Origin of the sequence: Luteitalea sp. (assembly GCF_022842525.1) — a bacterium.
Taxonomy (GTDB): domain Bacteria; phylum Acidobacteriota; class Vicinamibacteria; order Vicinamibacterales; family Vicinamibacteraceae; genus Luteitalea.
In genome coordinates this window covers 26,115-41,766 of sequence record NZ_JALHPM010000040.1, presented here as the reverse complement: position 1 = coordinate 41,766, position 15,652 = coordinate 26,115, and the positions used below count along the sequence as shown (strand labels likewise).

The window sequence follows — 15,652 nt, the reverse complement described above, 5'->3', positions numbered from 1 at the left end:
CCCCGTCGCCTGCGGTCCGGCCGCGTCCCCCGGCGCCTCGCGCCGGCGTCCCGGGCGACGCGGCAGGCGTGTCCCCATCGGCTCCAGCGCGACGCGAAGGTGTTGCGGCGCCGACGTCGGACTCGACGGAAGCGCCCCCCGCCGGGACCGCGGAGCCAGGGAGCGCGGCGGAGGCCACCGAGCGCCCGACAGGACGGCCGACGCTCGTGTTCAAGGACCTGCTCCTGATCGACCGTGTCGACGGCGAAGACGAGGAATTTGACGTCTCGATGCGGCTCGACGGCCGTCGGCTCGTGCTGATCGACGAAGACGGCGTGGCCAGGCGCTCGCTTGCCTACAGCACGATCGCGCGGGCCACGTACAACGCCCGCCGGCCTGGTCGCTTCTCCCTGCGCCGCGGTCCGAGCCACTGGCTGACCCTCGAGGTCGGCATCACGCCGGTCGTCGTTCGCCTCAATGGCAAGACGTACGAACAGGCGTTGCGCGCCCTGCAGGATCGCGGTGTGCATGTCGAGCGCCTGCCGTAGATTGCAGCGGCCCCCGCCCCCTGCCGATGGGGTAGGGGTGAAGATCGACTGCTACGGATCCTCGCGGCTCCGTGATGGCGGGACGTCGAACGAGGATGCGTACTGGATCTGGCGGCCGTCGGCCATCGTGGCGGCCGTGTGCGACGGCGCCGGGCAGGCGCAGCACTGCGCCGCCCAGGTGCTGCGGATGTTCGCGCGCCAGATCGAAGGCGGGCTCCTGCAGGTGCAGCAGTTCCCGGCCTGGAGTCACTGGATACGCAGCACCGACGCCGCGATGGCCGGCGGCATGCAATCCACCTTCGTCGGGCTGGCCGTGGTCGAGGGGCGTCTGCTCGGCGCGTACGCCGGCGATTCGCGCGCGTACCTCGTGAACGAGCACGGGTGCCGGTTGCTCACCGAGTGGCCGAGCCCGCGGCTCGGCAGTGGCGAGGCCGAGCCGCACCCGATCCACGAGCCCATCGACCCGCACGACACCGTCCTGCTGATGAGCGATGGCGCCTGGACACCACTGCCGCTGCCCATCCTCCACCGTGCCGTGATGGCCGCCCGCCTCGACGACTTCGCGGACCTGCCGGCCACGCTCATCGAGCTCGCGGGCAAGCACGGGCGCGCCGACGACATGACGGTGGTCGCCCTGCGTCGGCGCTAGCATTCACCGAACCGGGTCCTTCGGCCGCTGCGGCACCCGAGCCGGTGACGCGGCCAGTGCCTCGAGTGCCACCTGGATCGCGCGTTCGAGCTGCGGATCCTTGCCGGCGATGACGTCGGCAGGCGTCTGCTCGACCTCGATGTCCGGCGGCACCCCCTCGTTCTCCACCACCCAGCCGTCCTCGGTGTAGATGGCGAGGTTCGGCGCCGTCACCGTCCCGCCATCCATCAGCACCGGGTAGCCGAGGATGCCGACGAGCCCACCCCACGTGCGCTTGCCGACGATGGGCCCGAGGCCGAACTTGCGGAACATCCACGGCAGGAGGTCGCCGCCCGAGCCCGCGGTCTCGTCAGTGATCATCACCTTCGGGCCGAGGATGGCCGCCGAGGGCGTGCGAATCGGCTCACCGTGGCGCGTCGCCCAGTAGCTCACGAGCGGCCGCCGGAGCAGGTCGATGTAGTAGTCGGCGACCTGGCCGCCGCCATTGAAGCGCTCATCCACGATCACGGCATCGCGCCCGGTCTGCGGGTAGAAGTACCGCTTGAAGTACTCGTGGCCGAGACCGGCCGTGTTCGGCACGTACACGTAGGCGACCCGGCCCTTCGTCGCGTCGGTCACCTTGCGCAGGTTGCCCTCGACCCAGTCGCGATTGCGCAGCGCGGCCTCGCTCTCGATCGGCACCACCTTGACGGTGCGCGAGCCGCTGCCGTCGGCATTGGGGCCGACCGTGAGTTCCACGAGGGTGCCGGCCGTGTTCTCGAACGGCGCGTGGAGGTTGGTGGTGGACGCGCGCAGGTCCACGCCGTTGACGGCGAGCAGATACTCGCCCGCCTGGACGTCGACGCCGGGCTCGGTCAGCGGCGCGCGCAGGGTGGGCGTCCAGTTCAGACCGCCATAGACCTTGCGGATCCGATACCGGTCGCCCACGACCTCGACGTCGGCGCCGAGCAGCCCTCCCGGGACCACCCCGGGCTTGCGGCGCGCGTCACCACCGCCGCCGTAGGAGTGCCCCACCGCGAGTTCACTGGCCATCCACTGAATCAGCCGCGCGAGATCCCCGCGATGCGCCAGATGCGGCAGGAACTGGGCGTACTTCTTCTTCATCGCCGGCCAGTCACGACCGTGATAGTTCGTCGCGTAGAAGTAGTCGCGGTTGATGCGCCAGGCCTCGTCGAAGATCTGCGGCCATTCGGCCTGCGGATCGACGCGCACCTGCACCGCATCGACGTCGACCTTCCCCTCCGCCCCGTCCGCCTTCTTCGTCGTCGGCACGACATGCAGGGACGTGCCGCTGCGATACAGCAGCTTCTTGCCGTCGGCCGTCACCGCGTAGGCGTTCGCTGACGGCACCCACGTCTCCGTCTTGCGCGTCTTCAGGTCGAACTGCTGCAGCGACGTCTTGCCGTCGGCCGTGCGCAGGTAGTACACCTTGCCGCTCTCGCCCGTCTGGAGCCCGGCGTACTCGCCGGCTGGCACCGGCAGGGCGACGATGCGCGTGCCCAGGCCGTCGGTGTCGATGACGGTCACGGCCGGCGCCGTGTCGGCCCTGGCAGCCGCGTCGGCCTTGGCGCCGCCCTTCTCCTCGGCCGCGACATCGGCCGCGGCGGCCTTCTCTTCGTCGCTCTCCTTCGCGAGCGGCGACAACTCGCCCTTCTTCAGCACCACGAGGTACAGGGCGCTGGTCGCGCGCATGTCGGCATTGGCCTGCGAGAACCAGTCGCGCACGGGGCCCGCGTCGGTCGACCCGAGCAGATAGAGGTACTTGCCGTTGCGATCGAACACCGGCTCGCCGACGTCGCTGAGCCCATCGGAGATCGGAAACGACTGCTGTGTCTCGACCGACCACAGGCGCGCCGCCTGGATCTGCGCCCGGCTGGTCGTGGTGTAGGCGAGCCAGCGGCTGTCGGGCGACCAGCTGTACGTCGTGTCGGAGAAGGCGCCGGGCCGGTAGATGGGTTCGGTGACGACCGTGCTGATCTTGCCGGTGGCCACCTGCAGCACGTAGAGGGAGCGACCGTTGTCGCGGAACGCGATCCGCGTGCTGTCGGGCGACCACACCGGCGCATCGTAGAACCCGCTGCCGGACAGCGGCACGACCTTGGCCTCGCCTTTGCCGTCCTGCGCGCGGATGTGGAGGGCATACTCACCGCCCGCATCCGAGAAGTAGGCCAGGCTCCGGCCATCGGGCGACCATTCGGGCGCGCGTTCGTGGACGCCCACCGTGGCCGTGATGTTGCGGGGGTCGCCCTTCTCGGCGGGCACCGTGACGATCTCGCCGCGATACTCGAGCGCCACGCGTGCGCCCGACGGCGACACGGACATCGCCCGAATCCATTCGGGCCCCTTCACGAATCGCGGGCGCAGTTCGACGAGATCGGTGCCGATGCCGATCGTCAGCGTTCGGGCCTGCTTCGCCTTGACGTCGTAGAGATGCAGGTAGCCCGCCTGTTCGTAGGCGATCCGGCCAGCGGCGGCCGAGATGCCGAGCACCGGGAAGTCGTCATGGGAGGTCAGGCGCGTGATCTGCCTCGACGCGGGATCGTAGCGATGGATGTTGAACTCGCCGTCCCGGTCGGAGCGGAAGTAGAGAACGCCGTCGAGCCACTGCGGGTCGACGTCGTTGGCCCGCGACGCCGGCTGGGCGATGCGCTCGGTGGCGTGCGTCGTCGGGTCGTAGATCGTGATGGTGGCGACCGACCCGCCGCGATAGCGCTTCCACTGCAGGTGCGCGGGATTCAGGGGGTTGTAGGCAATGCGCCGGCCGTCGGCCGAGTAGCTGCCGCGCGAGGCGTGGGGGATGGGCAGCGCGGTCTCGACACCTCCGGTCACCGGCACGGTGAACAGCTGCGTGTAGCGCGTCGTGAACACCGCCCGCGGGGTGGTGAACAGGACCCGCGTGCCGTCCGGGGTGAAGCCCTGCACCACATCGGGACCGGGATGCCAGGTCAGCCGACGCGGCACGCCCCCGGTGACCGGCACCACGAAGACGTCGACGTTGCCGTCGTACTCGGCGCTGAACGCGAGCTGCGTGCCGTCCGGCGAGAACGCGGGCGCGCGCTCGATGCCCTCGTCGCTCGTCAACCGCCGGACGTTGCGCCCGTCGAGGTCGCACACGTAGAGGTCGCCCGCGTAGATGAACGCCAGATGCCGCGCGCTCAACGCCGGCTGCGACAACATCCGGGTATGGCCCGTGTCGATGGCCGACGCGGGACGGACGACAGCGGCGAACGTCGCGGCCGCGACCATGGTCACGGCCGCACGACGAAGGGTGGAGGTCCAGCTGGAAGAGGTGTGGGTCATGGGTCTGCGCCGTGCCGGGCCGGAGGGCCCGCACGACGCATTCTCATACGACGAGCCCACCGGGGAGTTCCTTTCCCCGTTCCCTCCCCTTTCCCCTTTCCCCTTTCCCCTTTCCCCTTTCCCCTTCGCCCTTCGCCCTTGGGCCATGGGCCTTGGGCCTTGGGCCCTGGGCCTTGGGCCTTGGGTGTGAGCCCAGAGCCCTGAGCCCTGAGCCCCCTCTACGGTTCCGACGACTCCTGCCGCCGCGGCGGCTGGAACGACTGCAGGCTGGTCGCCAGGTGCGCCAGACGGACGAACTCGGCGCGCCAGCCGCCCGGATCACGGCCGAGCGCGCCTTCGGCCCGTCGCGTCGCGGCTGGCAGGGAGGCGCCGGTGGCCAGGGGGTCGTGGCGCAGGACGAGCGCGGCTTCCGCCACGGCCGAGGCGAACGCCGTTTCGGTGTCGGCGGCGGTGACCCGGGCGGCGACCGTATGGCTCTGGAGCACACTGGCCCCCTGGTCGGGCCGCTTGTGGCGGACGCTCACCGTGGCCAGCTCCTCGCCGTGGTCACGCCCCGGCGCGGGCGTCTGCTGGTAGCGCAGCGGGGTGGCGCCCGGCAACTGGCCCGCCTCACCCGGCGGCACGATCTCGTAGAGCGCCGTGACCGTGTGCCCGGCGCCGATCTCGCCAGCATCCTTGCGGTCGTCGGCGAAGTCCTCGGTCTGCAGCGCGCGGTTCTCGTACCCGATCAGCCGGTAGGCGCCGACGTGGCGCGGGTTGAACTCCACCTGCAGCTTGACGTCTCTGGCGATCGTCACCAGCGTCGCCCCCACCTGCTCCACCAGGACGCGGCGGGCCTCCTGCAACGAGTCGACATAGGCGTAGTTGCCGTTGCCGCGATCGGCGAGGGCCTCGAGCGTGGCGTCCTTCAGGTTGCCGCGCCCGACGCCGAGCACCGACAGGAAGACGCCGCTGGCGCGCTCCTGCTCGATCAGCCGCGTCAGTTCGCCGGGGCTGGTCACGCCGACGTTGAAGTCGCCATCGGTGGCCAGCACCACCCGGTTGACGCCACCGGTGATGAAGCCGTCGCGGGCCGCCCGATAGGCGAGCTGGATGCCGCCAGCGCCATTGGTCGAGCCGCCGGCCTGCAGGCGTGCGATGGCGTCGTGGATGCGCACCTGCTGGTCGCCGGGCGTGGACGGCAGGACCACGTCCGTGCGACCGGCGTACACGACCAGCGCGATGCGGTCGCGCGCCGTCAGCTGGTCGGTCAGCATGCGCAGCGACGACTGCACCAGCGGCAGCTTGTCGCGCGACATCATCGACCCGGAGACATCGACGAGGAAGACGAGGTTGCGCGCCGGCGCCGAGGTGCGAGGCAGCGCACGCCCGCGCACGCCGACCCGCAGGAGCTGATGCGAGGCATTCCACGGGCAGGCCGTCAGCACGGTGCTCACGCGAAAGGCGTCATCGCCTTCTGGCGAGGGATACGCGTAGGGGAAGTAGTTGATCCACTCCTCGACGCGCACGGCATCCACGGGCGGCATCTCCCCCTCGATCAGGAAGCGCCTGGCGTTGCTGTAGGAGGCCGTGTCGACGTCGACGCTGAACGTCGACAAGGGGGCGTCGGCGACGCGTCGATACCCCGACGGGTCGATGCGGGCATAGGATTCCATCGACAACGGCGGGGGGATGGACCCGGGGGGCACGACGCCGATGGGTCTCGCGGCGTGAGGCACGCCACCCGCCTCGGACGCCATCCGCGGGAGCTGATTGCGGTAGAACGGTGCCGTCGGCATCGATGCGAGTTCCTGCGGTCCCCCGGCCGGCGTGGTCAGGGTCGCCACCGTGGTGCGGCCGGCCGTGACCTGCACCGCGTGCACGTGCTCCAGGCTGCCGCGTCGAATGGTCAGCGATACCTCACCTGTCGGGGCATGCTCGATGCGGAAGCGGCCCTCACGATCGGTCAGCGCCAGCGCACGCCAGCCGCTGGCCGCGTGCACGGCGTCGACCACCGCCGCGGCGAGGGCGGTGCCCTGTGCGTCACGCACCACCCCAGAGATCGTGCCCGTCGCCTGCGGGCGGACGGCGGTCTGCGCCTCGAGCCTGGGTGCGCCAGACACGCGTGAAGACACGCCGAGCGGCACGGCCGCGTAGGCCACCATCGCGGAGATCGCGACGAGGCTCGCGGCCACGAGAAGACGATGCATGGGACCCTCCAGTGTGTTGTCTGGAGGAGTTAGACACCGGAGGTCGCTGGTTGGTCGGGCGCTCGCGGTCCGTCGCTACCGTGACGGCAGGAGCGCCATCAGTTCGTCGGTCGTCCACTGGTTGCCGCGCAGCACGCCGGTGACCGTGCCGTCGCGATCCGCCACAGCCGTCCGCAGGCCGTGCGCGATGTCGGTGCCATCGGGCTCGAAATTCAGCGCGAAGAACGTTGCCCAGGTGCGGATGTCCTCCGGCGTCCCCGTGAGCAGCGACCACCGATGGAACGGATCGCCCTCCTCACCGGTGATGTGGGCGCGCCCGTACGCGGCGAGCACCTCCGGGGTGTCGCGCGCCGGGTCGATCGAGATGGCCACCATCTGCACGTCGTCGCGACGACCGGCCTTGCGCAGGCGCGCCGCGGCCTCGTTCAGGCGGCTCATCATCAGCGGACAGTAGTCCGGCAGCGGGCACCGCGTGTAGATGAAGGTCAGGATGACGTAGCGACCGGCGAAGTCGCGCATGGTGACGGTGCGACCAGCCTGATCCCGCAACGCCACCGTCGGCAGGGGCGTGCCGACTGCGGGACCGATGCCGGCGTCGGTCGCACTCGACGGGCTGCCGGTCGCCTCCGCCCCAGCCGCGGGCTTGCTCAGCGAGACGCCCTCGATCCAGGAGCGCGCGCCGTCCACCACGAGGGTCCCCGACAGCCGATCACCAGGGGTGGCCACATCGGCAGCCCACGTCTCCTTCACCGCGAAGCTCATCGTCATCGCGTCCATCAGACCGGGGATGGCCTCGTGGGAGACGGTGATCTGCCGGCCGGCCTTGTCGGCGCTCCGGACCACGCCGGCAATCGGATAGTGTTTCGCCTCGGCGCTGGCCCTGAAGCCGGCCTCCTGCGAGGAATCGCCACAGGCGGTGGCGAAAGTCGCCAGCGCGAGGATTCCTGCCGACAGCATCTGCTTACCGTTCACGGGACGATCTCCGGCCGCATCTCGAAGGATGAGCTTGCATGTGTGCGGCTCTGCACGAATGATTCACGGGTGAGCGACTTCTATCAGGTCGGCGTCTTCACCACGATCCACAACCTGGGCACTCCGGAGGCGCTGGAGCGCCTCGAGGCCGAACTCGTGGTGCACGCGCGACTGCGCCCCACGGCCCTGCTGTTGCCGGCGCTGTTCTCGGAGTTCGAGGGGCCCGCCATGCCGCGCATCATCGCGGAGCTGGCACGTGTGCCCTACCTGACCCGCATCGTGGTGTCGCTCGATCGCGCCGATCGCACGCAATACGAGACGGCACGCCGCGCCTTCGCGGAGGTGCCGACGCCCGTCACCATCGTCTGGCACGACGGGCCGCGCCTCCAGCAACTCTACAGCGAAATTCTCGCCACCGGCCTGCCCATCGGCGAACAGGGCAAGGGACGCTCGTGCTGGATGACGTATGGCGCCATCCTCGGCGAAGGCGACGTCGACGTCGTCGCCCTGCACGACAGCGACATCGTCACCTACGACCGCTCGATGCTGGCGCGGCTGTGCTACCCGGTGACCAATCCCACGCTCGGCTACGCCTTTGCCAAGGGGTTCTATCCGCGCGTCGGCAGCAATCGCATGCACGGCCGCGTCACACGCCTGCTGATGACGCCGCTCATCCGCAGCCTGACCAAGATCGTCGGGCCGCAGCCCCTGCTGGCCTACATGGACAGCTTCCGGTACGTGCTGGCCGGTGAGTTCGCCATGGACATCGACCTCGTGCGTGCCGTCCGCATCCCGGGCGACTGGGGCCTCGAAGTGGGGATGCTGGGCGAGGTCTATCGCAACACGTCGCTGCGCCGCATCTGCCAGGTCGGCGTGGCCGACCGCTACGATCACAAGCATCAGCAGGTGTCCGAGGAGGATGCCTCGGCAGGGCTGATGAAGATGACGGTGGACATCTGCAAGTCGCTGTTCCGGCAGCTCGCGGCCGAGGGCATCGAGCTGTCGAGCGGCACGTTCCGCACGCTGCAGGCCACCTACGTGCGGACCGCGGAAGACACGCTGCTGCGGTTCCACCACGACGCCATGCTGAACGGCCTCGATTTCGACCGGCACAGTGAGGAGAGCGCCGTCGAGGCCTTCTCGCGCGCCGTGCAGATCGCGAGCAAGCAGTTTCTCGAGGATCCGCTCGGCGTGCCGCTCATCCCCAACTGGAATCGCGTCGTGGCGGCGATGCCGACGATCTTCGACGATCTGCGCGACGCCGTGCGCGCCGACAACGCCTGAGCGCTACTGCGCGGCGAAGACGAGCGCGCGCATCGGCAGCCGCATCGGGGCGAAGCCACCTTCGCGGGTGAGCCGCCCCGCGACCGCATCGACCAGGCGCCTGGGATCGCGCACGCCCCGCTCCTGCAGCTGGGTGTACATCGGCGACCCGCACAACAGTCCCCAGGCCGCCCCATGCGCCGAGTGGCTCGTGCCCGTGAGATCGACGACGCTCGATTGCACGTAGGTGAAACCGGCCTCGTGCAACAGGGCCGTGACGGTGTCGGCGTCGTGCAGGCCGAACGGCACCGTCAGGAACGGCGGCGGGTCATCGGGCAGCGCCCTGGCCACTTCCTCGTGGGCGATGCGGGCAATCGGGTTGTCCGAGAGCGATCCCCAGGTGTTGATCAGCAGCACGCCGTCAGGCGCCATCACCCGCCGCACCTCGCGCACGCCGGCGAGGCGATCGGCGAAGAACATGACGCCGAACTGGCAGACCACGACGTCGAACTGGTGGTCCGCGAACGGCAGTGACATCGCATCCGCCTGGCGAATCTCCACCCGGGGGTCGTCGCCGATCTTCGCGTGCGCGATGTCGAGCATGCCCTGCTGCAGGTCCGTGACGACGAGCGAGGCGTCAGGACCGAGCCTCGCCAGCAGGGCGCGCGAGACGACGCCGGTGCCCGCGGCCACCTCGAGCACGCGCGAGGCACCCGCCGGTACCCGCGCCGCCAGGTCCCGGGCGAACGGCTCGAAGAACATCGGTACGAGCCTGGCGTCGTACTCGGCCGGGATGCTGCCGGCAAACGAGACGCCCTCACCGGACATGGACATGCGTTCCCTCGCGTCGAACGACCCGCGCCGGCAGACGCGCGGACACCGCCGAACCGACGCATGCTCGCACGAAACGCCGCTCAGGGTGCGCGGTCCGTGTCGGCCAGCCACGCGAGGACGATCGCGTTCCAGCCAACCGGCCCGGCCGCTGGCGCGTGTCGTGCCGAGGGCAGGGCCGCGACGAGGTCGGGGTGCAGACCCGTCGTCGGCTGCGGGATGATCGCCCGGTCGTCACACGCGCGCAGGAGCGGGAGGTCGTTGGGGGCGTCGCCGAGGCCGAGGAGCCGGCCGCCGGTCGCACACGTGCGACGCACGACCTGCACGGCGGCGCCCTTGTCCGTGGGGCCCGTGAGGTGGAAGAAGCGGCCACCGCGCGTGACGCGGGCGCCCAGGGGGCGTGCAGCGGCGTCGAGCGCCGCCAGGTCGGGCGTCCCCGCGTCGCACACGAACGGCTCGGAGTACGCACGGGCCCGGGCGACGCGCGCCACCTCGAGGGGCAGGCCGGTCCGTTCGGCCACCTCCGCGTCGGTCATCGCCGAGAAGCCGCGCAGCGTGCACGCGGTGGCCGCGGCCACCGCGCCCAGCAGCGGCCGCAGGCTGTCGGCCGGGGTCCCGAGCACGAGCACGCGCGAGCCGTCGGCCGCCTGAGTCGACAGGCGTGCCGCCGGGTCTCCTGACACGTCCCATCCGGCCGGGAACCACACCGCCCCGCCGTTCTCGACGATCAGCGGGGCCGGCGAGAGGTCGAGGCGTACGGCCAGGCCGCGCATCTCCGCCAGCGTCTTGCTGCTGCACGGCACGACCGGCACGCCCGCCGCTCGCGCCGCCATCAGCGCCGGCGCGGCCGCCTCGGCCGAATACGTGTGGTGATCGATGAGCGTGCCGTCGAGGTCCGTCACGATGAGGCGCACCGACACAGGCTACAGCGTTCGGCGTTACCCTGTTCCCCGTGTCCGACTATCTCAACCTCATCGCTGGTCAGTGGCAGCCGTCCGTCACCGGACGCACGTTCGAGAACCGCAACCCCGCCGACGAGGGCGACCTCGTCGGCACGTTCCCGCAGTCGTCGGCCGACGATGTGGCGGCCGCCGTGGCCGCGGCGAAGGCGGCCCAGCCGGCCTGGGCGGCGATGCCCGCGCCCAAGCGGGGCGACGTGATCTTCAAGGCCGCGAACCTGCTGGAAGCCCGGGCCGACGCCATCGCCCGCGAGATGACCCGCGAGGAAGGCAAGACGCTGCCAGAGGCACGCGGCGAGGTCGGTCGCACGGTCAACATCCTGCGGTACTACGGCGGCGAAGGGGCGCGACTGTTCGGGCGCGTCATTCCCTCCGAACGCGACCGCGTGTTCATGCACACGCTGCGCTCGCCGCTCGGCGTGGTCGGCGCCATCACCCCGTGGAACTTCCCGATCGCGATTCCCGCGTGGAAGTCGTGCCCGGCGCTGATCAGCGGCAACGCGGTGGTGCTGAAGCCGTCGGAGCTCGCGCCCCTGTGTGCGACGCGCCTGGCCGAGATCCTGGTCGAGGCCGGTCTGCCGGCCGGCGTGCTGAACGTGGTACATGGCAGCGGAGAGGCGGGCGGCGCGATCGTCGCCCACGAGCACGTGCGCGCGATCTCGTTCACGGGATCGGAGGCGACCGGCGGCAAGGTCGCGGAGGCGTGCGGCAGGCGCAAGGTACGGGTCCAGCTGGAGATGGGTGGCAAGAACCCGACGATCGTGCTCGCCGACGCCGACCTCGACGAGGCCGCCAGCATCGTGCTCAACGCCGCGTTCGGCTCGACCGGCCAGCGCTGCACCGCCACCTCACGCGCCATCGTCGAGCGTTCGGTGGTCGAGGCGTTCAGCGAGAAGCTCGTGGCGAAGGCCAGGGCGATGAAGGTCGGCCCGGGGCTGGACGCCGGCATCGACGTGGGGCCGAGCATCAACGCCGCGCATGCCGACCGTGTCGTGACGGAAGTGGCCGCGGCCGCGAGCGCCGGTGCCACGGTGCTCGCTGGCGGCACGCGCCTCACCGAGGGTGTGCTGGGCAAGGGGCACTTCGTCGCGCCGACGGTGCTCGGCAACGTGACGCCGCAGATGACCATCGCGCAGGAAGAAGTATTCGGACCCGTCGCTGCGGTGATGCCGGCCGACGACTTCGAGCACGCCCTGGCGCTCGCCAACGACGTCCGGTTCGGGCTCTCGGCGACGATCTGCACCCGCTCCCTCTCGCACGCCCTGCAGTTCGCCCAGCGCATCGAGGCCGGTCTCGTGATGGTGAACCTGCCCTCGGCCGGCGTCGAGTATCAGGTCGCGTTCGGCGGGTCGAAGGCCAGTTCCCTCGGCCCCCGCGAGCAGGGGCCGGAAGCGATCGACTTCTACACGACGCTCAAGACGGTGTACATGAAGTACTGACCGCCGGACTGAAGTCCGGCGGCTACAGCCGTCCGCAGAGCCGTCGAACTCCTGCAGGGATTCGCCGCTGCTGCCTGAGGACCTGCATGCCTCGCGTGCCGACGAAACGGCGAGCGCTCCGCGCCCGACTGTAGCCGTCGACCTCGAGGTCGACGGACTGGTTCGCCTCAGAAATCGAAGACGGCCTTGAGGCAGCCCTCGCGCTGGTTGGCGAAGATGTCGTAGGCGCGGACGCAGTCGGACGGCGCGAACCGGTGGGTCACCACCTGGGTGATGTTGGGCAGTTCGCGCATCACCTGCTCGGTGAGCTGGTCCATGTAGTGACGGGCCGGGCAGCGTCCCGTCCTGTAGGTCAGGTTCTTGTCGTAGGCCTCGGACGGCGTGAAGGCGAACCCCGACGAGTGGCAGCCGATGACGGCCATCACGCCGCCAGGCCGCAGCACCTGCCAGGCCAGCCGCTGCGCCGCGGGCAGCCCAACGAACTCCATCACGCTGTCGGCACCGCGTCCGCCACCGAGCGTGTAGATCGCCTCCACCGCCTCGAGTCCGGGCTCGAAGGCACGGGCCCCGAGCGCCGTCGCCCGCGCACGTCGCTCGGGCACCGGGTCGATGGCGACGATGGTGGCGGCCCCGTGGCGGCGGGCGGCCAGGATGCCGAGCAGCCCCACCGCGCCAGCCCCAATCACCACGGTGACGCCTTCGGGGCGGATGTCTGCCAGATCGGCGCAGTAGCAGGCCGTGCTGAAGTTGTCGCCGAGCAGCAGGGCAGCCTCCGGGCTGAGACCCTCAGGCACCCGTTTCAGCGTGCCATCGGCCAGCGGCACCCGCACGCGTTCCGCCTGTCCGCCATGCAGCCCGACGCCATTGCTGATCCAGCCGAAGAGCTGCCCGCGCTCGCACCGGCTGGTCAGCCCCGACAGGCAGGTGCGGCACTCACCGCAACTGGTGGAGAACGGCGCGTAGACGCGGTCGCCCGGACGCACCGTCCGCACGGCCGGCCCCACCTGCAGCACGAGCCCGACGAACTCGTGGCCCAGCACCGTGCCGGCGTCGAGGCCCGTCTCTCGTCCGAAGTACGGATGGAGGTCGGATCCGCAGAGCCCCGCCACCTCCACGGCCACGATGGCATCGTCGTCCTGGGTGAGTCGCGGGTCCGGCACTGCCGCCCACGCGACCTCGCCGGGAGCCCTGAAACAGACGCCGTGCATCGACATACGGCTACAGCCTACAGCCAACCCCCGGCCGCGCGTATGATCCGCGCGTGCCGATGATGTTGATGCTCCTGTTGACCGCATGGATGACGCAGCCGGCGCCGGTGGCGCAGACGGATCTGGCCACGGCTGGCACGGGCTCGCCGTTCTACCGGATCCCGGCGCTGACGGTGACCACACGTGGCACGCTGCTGGCCGCCTACGATGCCCGACCGACGCTCTCCGACCTGCCCGGCCCGATCAGCGTCGTGCTGCGACGCAGCACCGACGGCGGCGCCACGTGGGGTCCGCAGACGGTCGTCCGCGCCGGATCGGCGGCGGGTGGCTACGGCGACCCGAGCCTGCTGGTCGACCGGACCACGCGTCGAATCTTCCTGTTCCACGCCGCGGGTGTGCGTCAGGGATTCTTCGGCGCGGCCGCGGGCGTCGGGCACGACGATCCCGACGTGCTGCAGACCGATTACGCGTTCTCGGATGACGACGGCGTCACCTGGACGCATCGTCGCATCACCAGTGCCATCAAGGACCCCTCGTGGAACGGCATCTTCGCCGCATCCGGACAGGGCATCCAGCTGCGGTACGGCCCGCACGCGGGGCGCCTCGTGCAGCAGTACGTGATCAGACGAGGCAAGGAGATGTGGGCGGCCAGTGCCTACAGTGACGATCACGGCGAGACGTGGCGCATGGGACAGCTGGTGGGTCCCGGCGCCGACGAGAACAAGACCGTCGAACTCTCGGATGGGCGCCTGCTGCTGAACAGCCGCGCCAAGCCCTATCGCAAGGTCGCGTTCTCCTCGGACGGTGGCGCGACGTGGACAGGCTGGCGCGATGAGCCGCAGTTGATCGATCCGGCGAACAACGGGGCCATCGTCCGCGTCCATCCCGATGCCGCGGCCGGGTCGGCGCCCGCACGCGAGCTGCTCTTCATCAACACCGAAAGCCGTGACCGGCGCGAGCAGCTCGTGATCAAGCGATCGTGCGACGATGGCGCCACGTGGACGGCGAGGGCGGTGCTGGAGCCTGGCGGCGCGTCGTACGCGACGCTCGCGCGTCTGCCCGACGGGCGCATGGGCGTGCTCTACGAGCGCGGGACCGTCAGCGCGATCGTGTTCGCCGTGTTCGATCCGGCGTCGCTTGGCGCGTGCCCTCGCTGACGCCAGCGGCTCCAGTGCCGCGCTGTCTCCGTCACACCAGACGCCTGCCGCGGAAGCCCCTGGCGGCGTAGTACGACTGCGCGCCGTTGTGGTAGACGAACACCCGCCCGAAGCGGCGATCGCCGAACAGCGCGCCGCCGAGAGCGCGGACCTCGTCGGGCGTCCGGATCCAGCTCGAGGTCTTGAGGTCGAACTCGCCGAGGCGCTGCAGATCCCGGTACTGCGCCTCGTCGAGCAGCTCGACGCCCATCGCGGCGGCGACGCCGGTCGCGCTGCCCGCCGGCTTGTTCTCCTTGCGCTTCTCGAGGGCGTCCTCGTCGAAGCACAGGCTGCGGCGGCCCGATGGCGTCTCCGCCGCGCAATCGCAGAACACGAAGGCGCCGGTGGCCGCGTCGTGTCCGATGACATCGGGTTCCCCGCCGGTGGACTCCATCTCGTGCAGCGTCCGCAAGGAAGAGGGCTGGCCATCGAGCCTGGCGAGCACGTCGGCCCAGGCGATCCCCTCGTGGCGCGACAGGTGCGCGGTGAAGCGTGTCTTCAGCGTCTGCAGCAGCGCGGTGCGTTCTTTCGCCGTCATGACTCGTGACTCTCGCGGCTGGTCGTCGATGGGCTCGAGGCCCGCAACGGATCGGGCGCAGGCGGCAGGGGCGGCTGGTCCGGCCGCCACCAGCTGTCGGGCGCGGCCGGCAGCGGCTGGTCCTCGCCGACGTTGGCGGCATCGATGCCCGCCTGGATGAAGTTCTCCGAGGGCACGGGCGAGCCGGCGAGCCGCCGCAGCATGGCGAGCTGACCGGCGTGGGTCATCGCGTCGGCAAGCGGACCATGGAGGAACTGCTCGTCGCGAATCTGCGCATCGAGCGCCTCGTCGGCGAAGTCGTCGCGCAGTCGTGCGAGCACGTCGTGCAGGCGCGTCACCTCATCGGCCAGGGATTCGAGGCGTGGCGGCGCGAACGTCCCGCCGTGCAGCATCGTGCGGGCATAGCCGATGACGCCGGTCATGTGCCACACGAGCTCGTGTGGGGTCCGCACGTGCGGACCGGCGCGGAAGGTGCCGAAGTCATCGGGGGCGCCGCGCAGGGCCTTCTGCGTGCGGTAGGCGATGGCGGCGAGGAAGTGCTGGAGCAGCTGGCGAGCGGTGTTCATGGCCGACGCCGATCC

Annotated in this window: 11 protein-coding genes and 2 pseudogenes; 5 read left to right on the top strand and 8 right to left on the bottom strand. The window is 70.5% G+C overall.

All coding sequences use genetic code 11. The annotated features are described in order from the left end of the window. Together Q0C41_RS10705 and Q0C41_RS10700 are read left to right on the top strand one after the other, a co-directional pair. Nucleotides 1-527: pseudogene (locus Q0C41_RS10705) on the top strand (hypothetical protein); the annotation flags it as partial. A gap of 37 nt (nucleotides 528-564) precedes the next feature. Next, the gene (locus Q0C41_RS10700; RefSeq protein WP_291983593.1) at nucleotides 565-1,176 is read left to right on the top strand and encodes a PP2C family serine/threonine-protein phosphatase; all 612 of its coding nucleotides are present in this window, start codon (nucleotides 565-567) and stop codon (nucleotides 1,174-1,176) included. 3 nt (nucleotides 1,177-1,179) lie between these two features. Here the strand turns inward: Q0C41_RS10700 and Q0C41_RS10695 are convergent, their stop codons facing one another. The 3 genes from Q0C41_RS10695 to Q0C41_RS10685 form a co-directional block, all read right to left on the bottom strand. After that, on the bottom strand, nucleotides 1,180-4,476 hold the full coding sequence (locus Q0C41_RS10695) for a S41 family peptidase (RefSeq protein WP_291983591.1): 3,297 nt from the start codon (nucleotides 4,474-4,476) through the stop codon (nucleotides 1,180-1,182). Nucleotides 4,477-4,694: 218 nt separating this feature from the next. Further along, nucleotides 4,695-6,665, bottom strand: coding sequence for a von Willebrand factor type A domain-containing protein (locus Q0C41_RS10690; protein ID WP_291983589.1), 1,971 nt, complete (start codon nucleotides 6,663-6,665; stop codon nucleotides 4,695-4,697). A 75-nt stretch (nucleotides 6,666-6,740) separates the two neighbouring features. Next, entirely contained in the window at nucleotides 6,741-7,637 is an 897-nt protein-coding gene (locus Q0C41_RS10685; RefSeq protein ID WP_291983588.1) for an SCO family protein, read from the bottom strand. Between the two features lie 69 nt (nucleotides 7,638-7,706). Between Q0C41_RS10685 and Q0C41_RS10680 the strand changes: the two genes are divergently transcribed. Then, the gene (locus Q0C41_RS10680) at nucleotides 7,707-8,921 is read left to right on the top strand and encodes a hypothetical protein (protein WP_291983585.1); all 1,215 of its coding nucleotides are present in this window, start codon (nucleotides 7,707-7,709) and stop codon (nucleotides 8,919-8,921) included. A 3-nt stretch (nucleotides 8,922-8,924) separates the two neighbouring features. On the opposite strand, the gene Q0C41_RS10675 is transcribed toward Q0C41_RS10680, so the two are convergent. Continuing rightward, on the bottom strand, nucleotides 8,925-9,734 hold the full coding sequence (locus tag Q0C41_RS10675) for a class I SAM-dependent methyltransferase (protein ID WP_291983584.1): 810 nt from the start codon (nucleotides 9,732-9,734) through the stop codon (nucleotides 8,925-8,927). An 80-nt stretch (nucleotides 9,735-9,814) separates the two neighbouring features. Beyond that, a complete protein-coding gene (locus Q0C41_RS10670) occupies nucleotides 9,815-10,645 on the bottom strand; it encodes a mannosyl-3-phosphoglycerate phosphatase (protein ID WP_291983582.1) in 831 nt (276 codons plus the stop codon). Nucleotides 10,646-10,683: 38 nt separating this feature from the next. Here Q0C41_RS10670 and Q0C41_RS10665 point away from each other — a divergent pair, with 38 nt between their 5' ends. Beyond that, complete coding sequence (locus Q0C41_RS10665; RefSeq protein ID WP_291983581.1) at nucleotides 10,684-12,129, top strand: aldehyde dehydrogenase family protein; 1,446 nt, start codon at nucleotides 10,684-10,686, stop codon at nucleotides 12,127-12,129. A 167-nt stretch (nucleotides 12,130-12,296) separates the two neighbouring features. Here the strand turns inward: Q0C41_RS10665 and Q0C41_RS10660 are convergent, their stop codons facing one another. Then, the gene (locus Q0C41_RS10660) at nucleotides 12,297-13,337 is read right to left on the bottom strand and encodes an alcohol dehydrogenase catalytic domain-containing protein (protein ID WP_291983579.1); all 1,041 of its coding nucleotides are present in this window, start codon (nucleotides 13,335-13,337) and stop codon (nucleotides 12,297-12,299) included. A 119-nt stretch (nucleotides 13,338-13,456) separates the two neighbouring features. Between Q0C41_RS10660 and Q0C41_RS10655 the strand changes: the two are divergent. Further along, nucleotides 13,457-14,494: pseudogene (locus tag Q0C41_RS10655) on the top strand (sialidase family protein); the annotation flags it as partial. Between the two features lie 31 nt (nucleotides 14,495-14,525). On the opposite strand, the gene Q0C41_RS10650 reads toward Q0C41_RS10655, so the two are convergent. Further along, nucleotides 14,526-15,071: a DUF4256 domain-containing protein gene (locus Q0C41_RS10650; protein WP_291983577.1), complete on the bottom strand. Its 546-nt coding sequence runs from the start codon at nucleotides 15,069-15,071 to the stop codon at nucleotides 14,526-14,528. Further along, nucleotides 15,068-15,637, bottom strand: a complete 570-nt coding sequence (locus Q0C41_RS10645) for a hypothetical protein (protein WP_291983575.1) — start codon at nucleotides 15,635-15,637, stop codon at nucleotides 15,068-15,070. Before Q0C41_RS10645 ends, Q0C41_RS10650 begins: the two co-directional genes overlap by 4 nt. Between the last annotated feature and the right edge of the window lie 15 nt (nucleotides 15,638-15,652).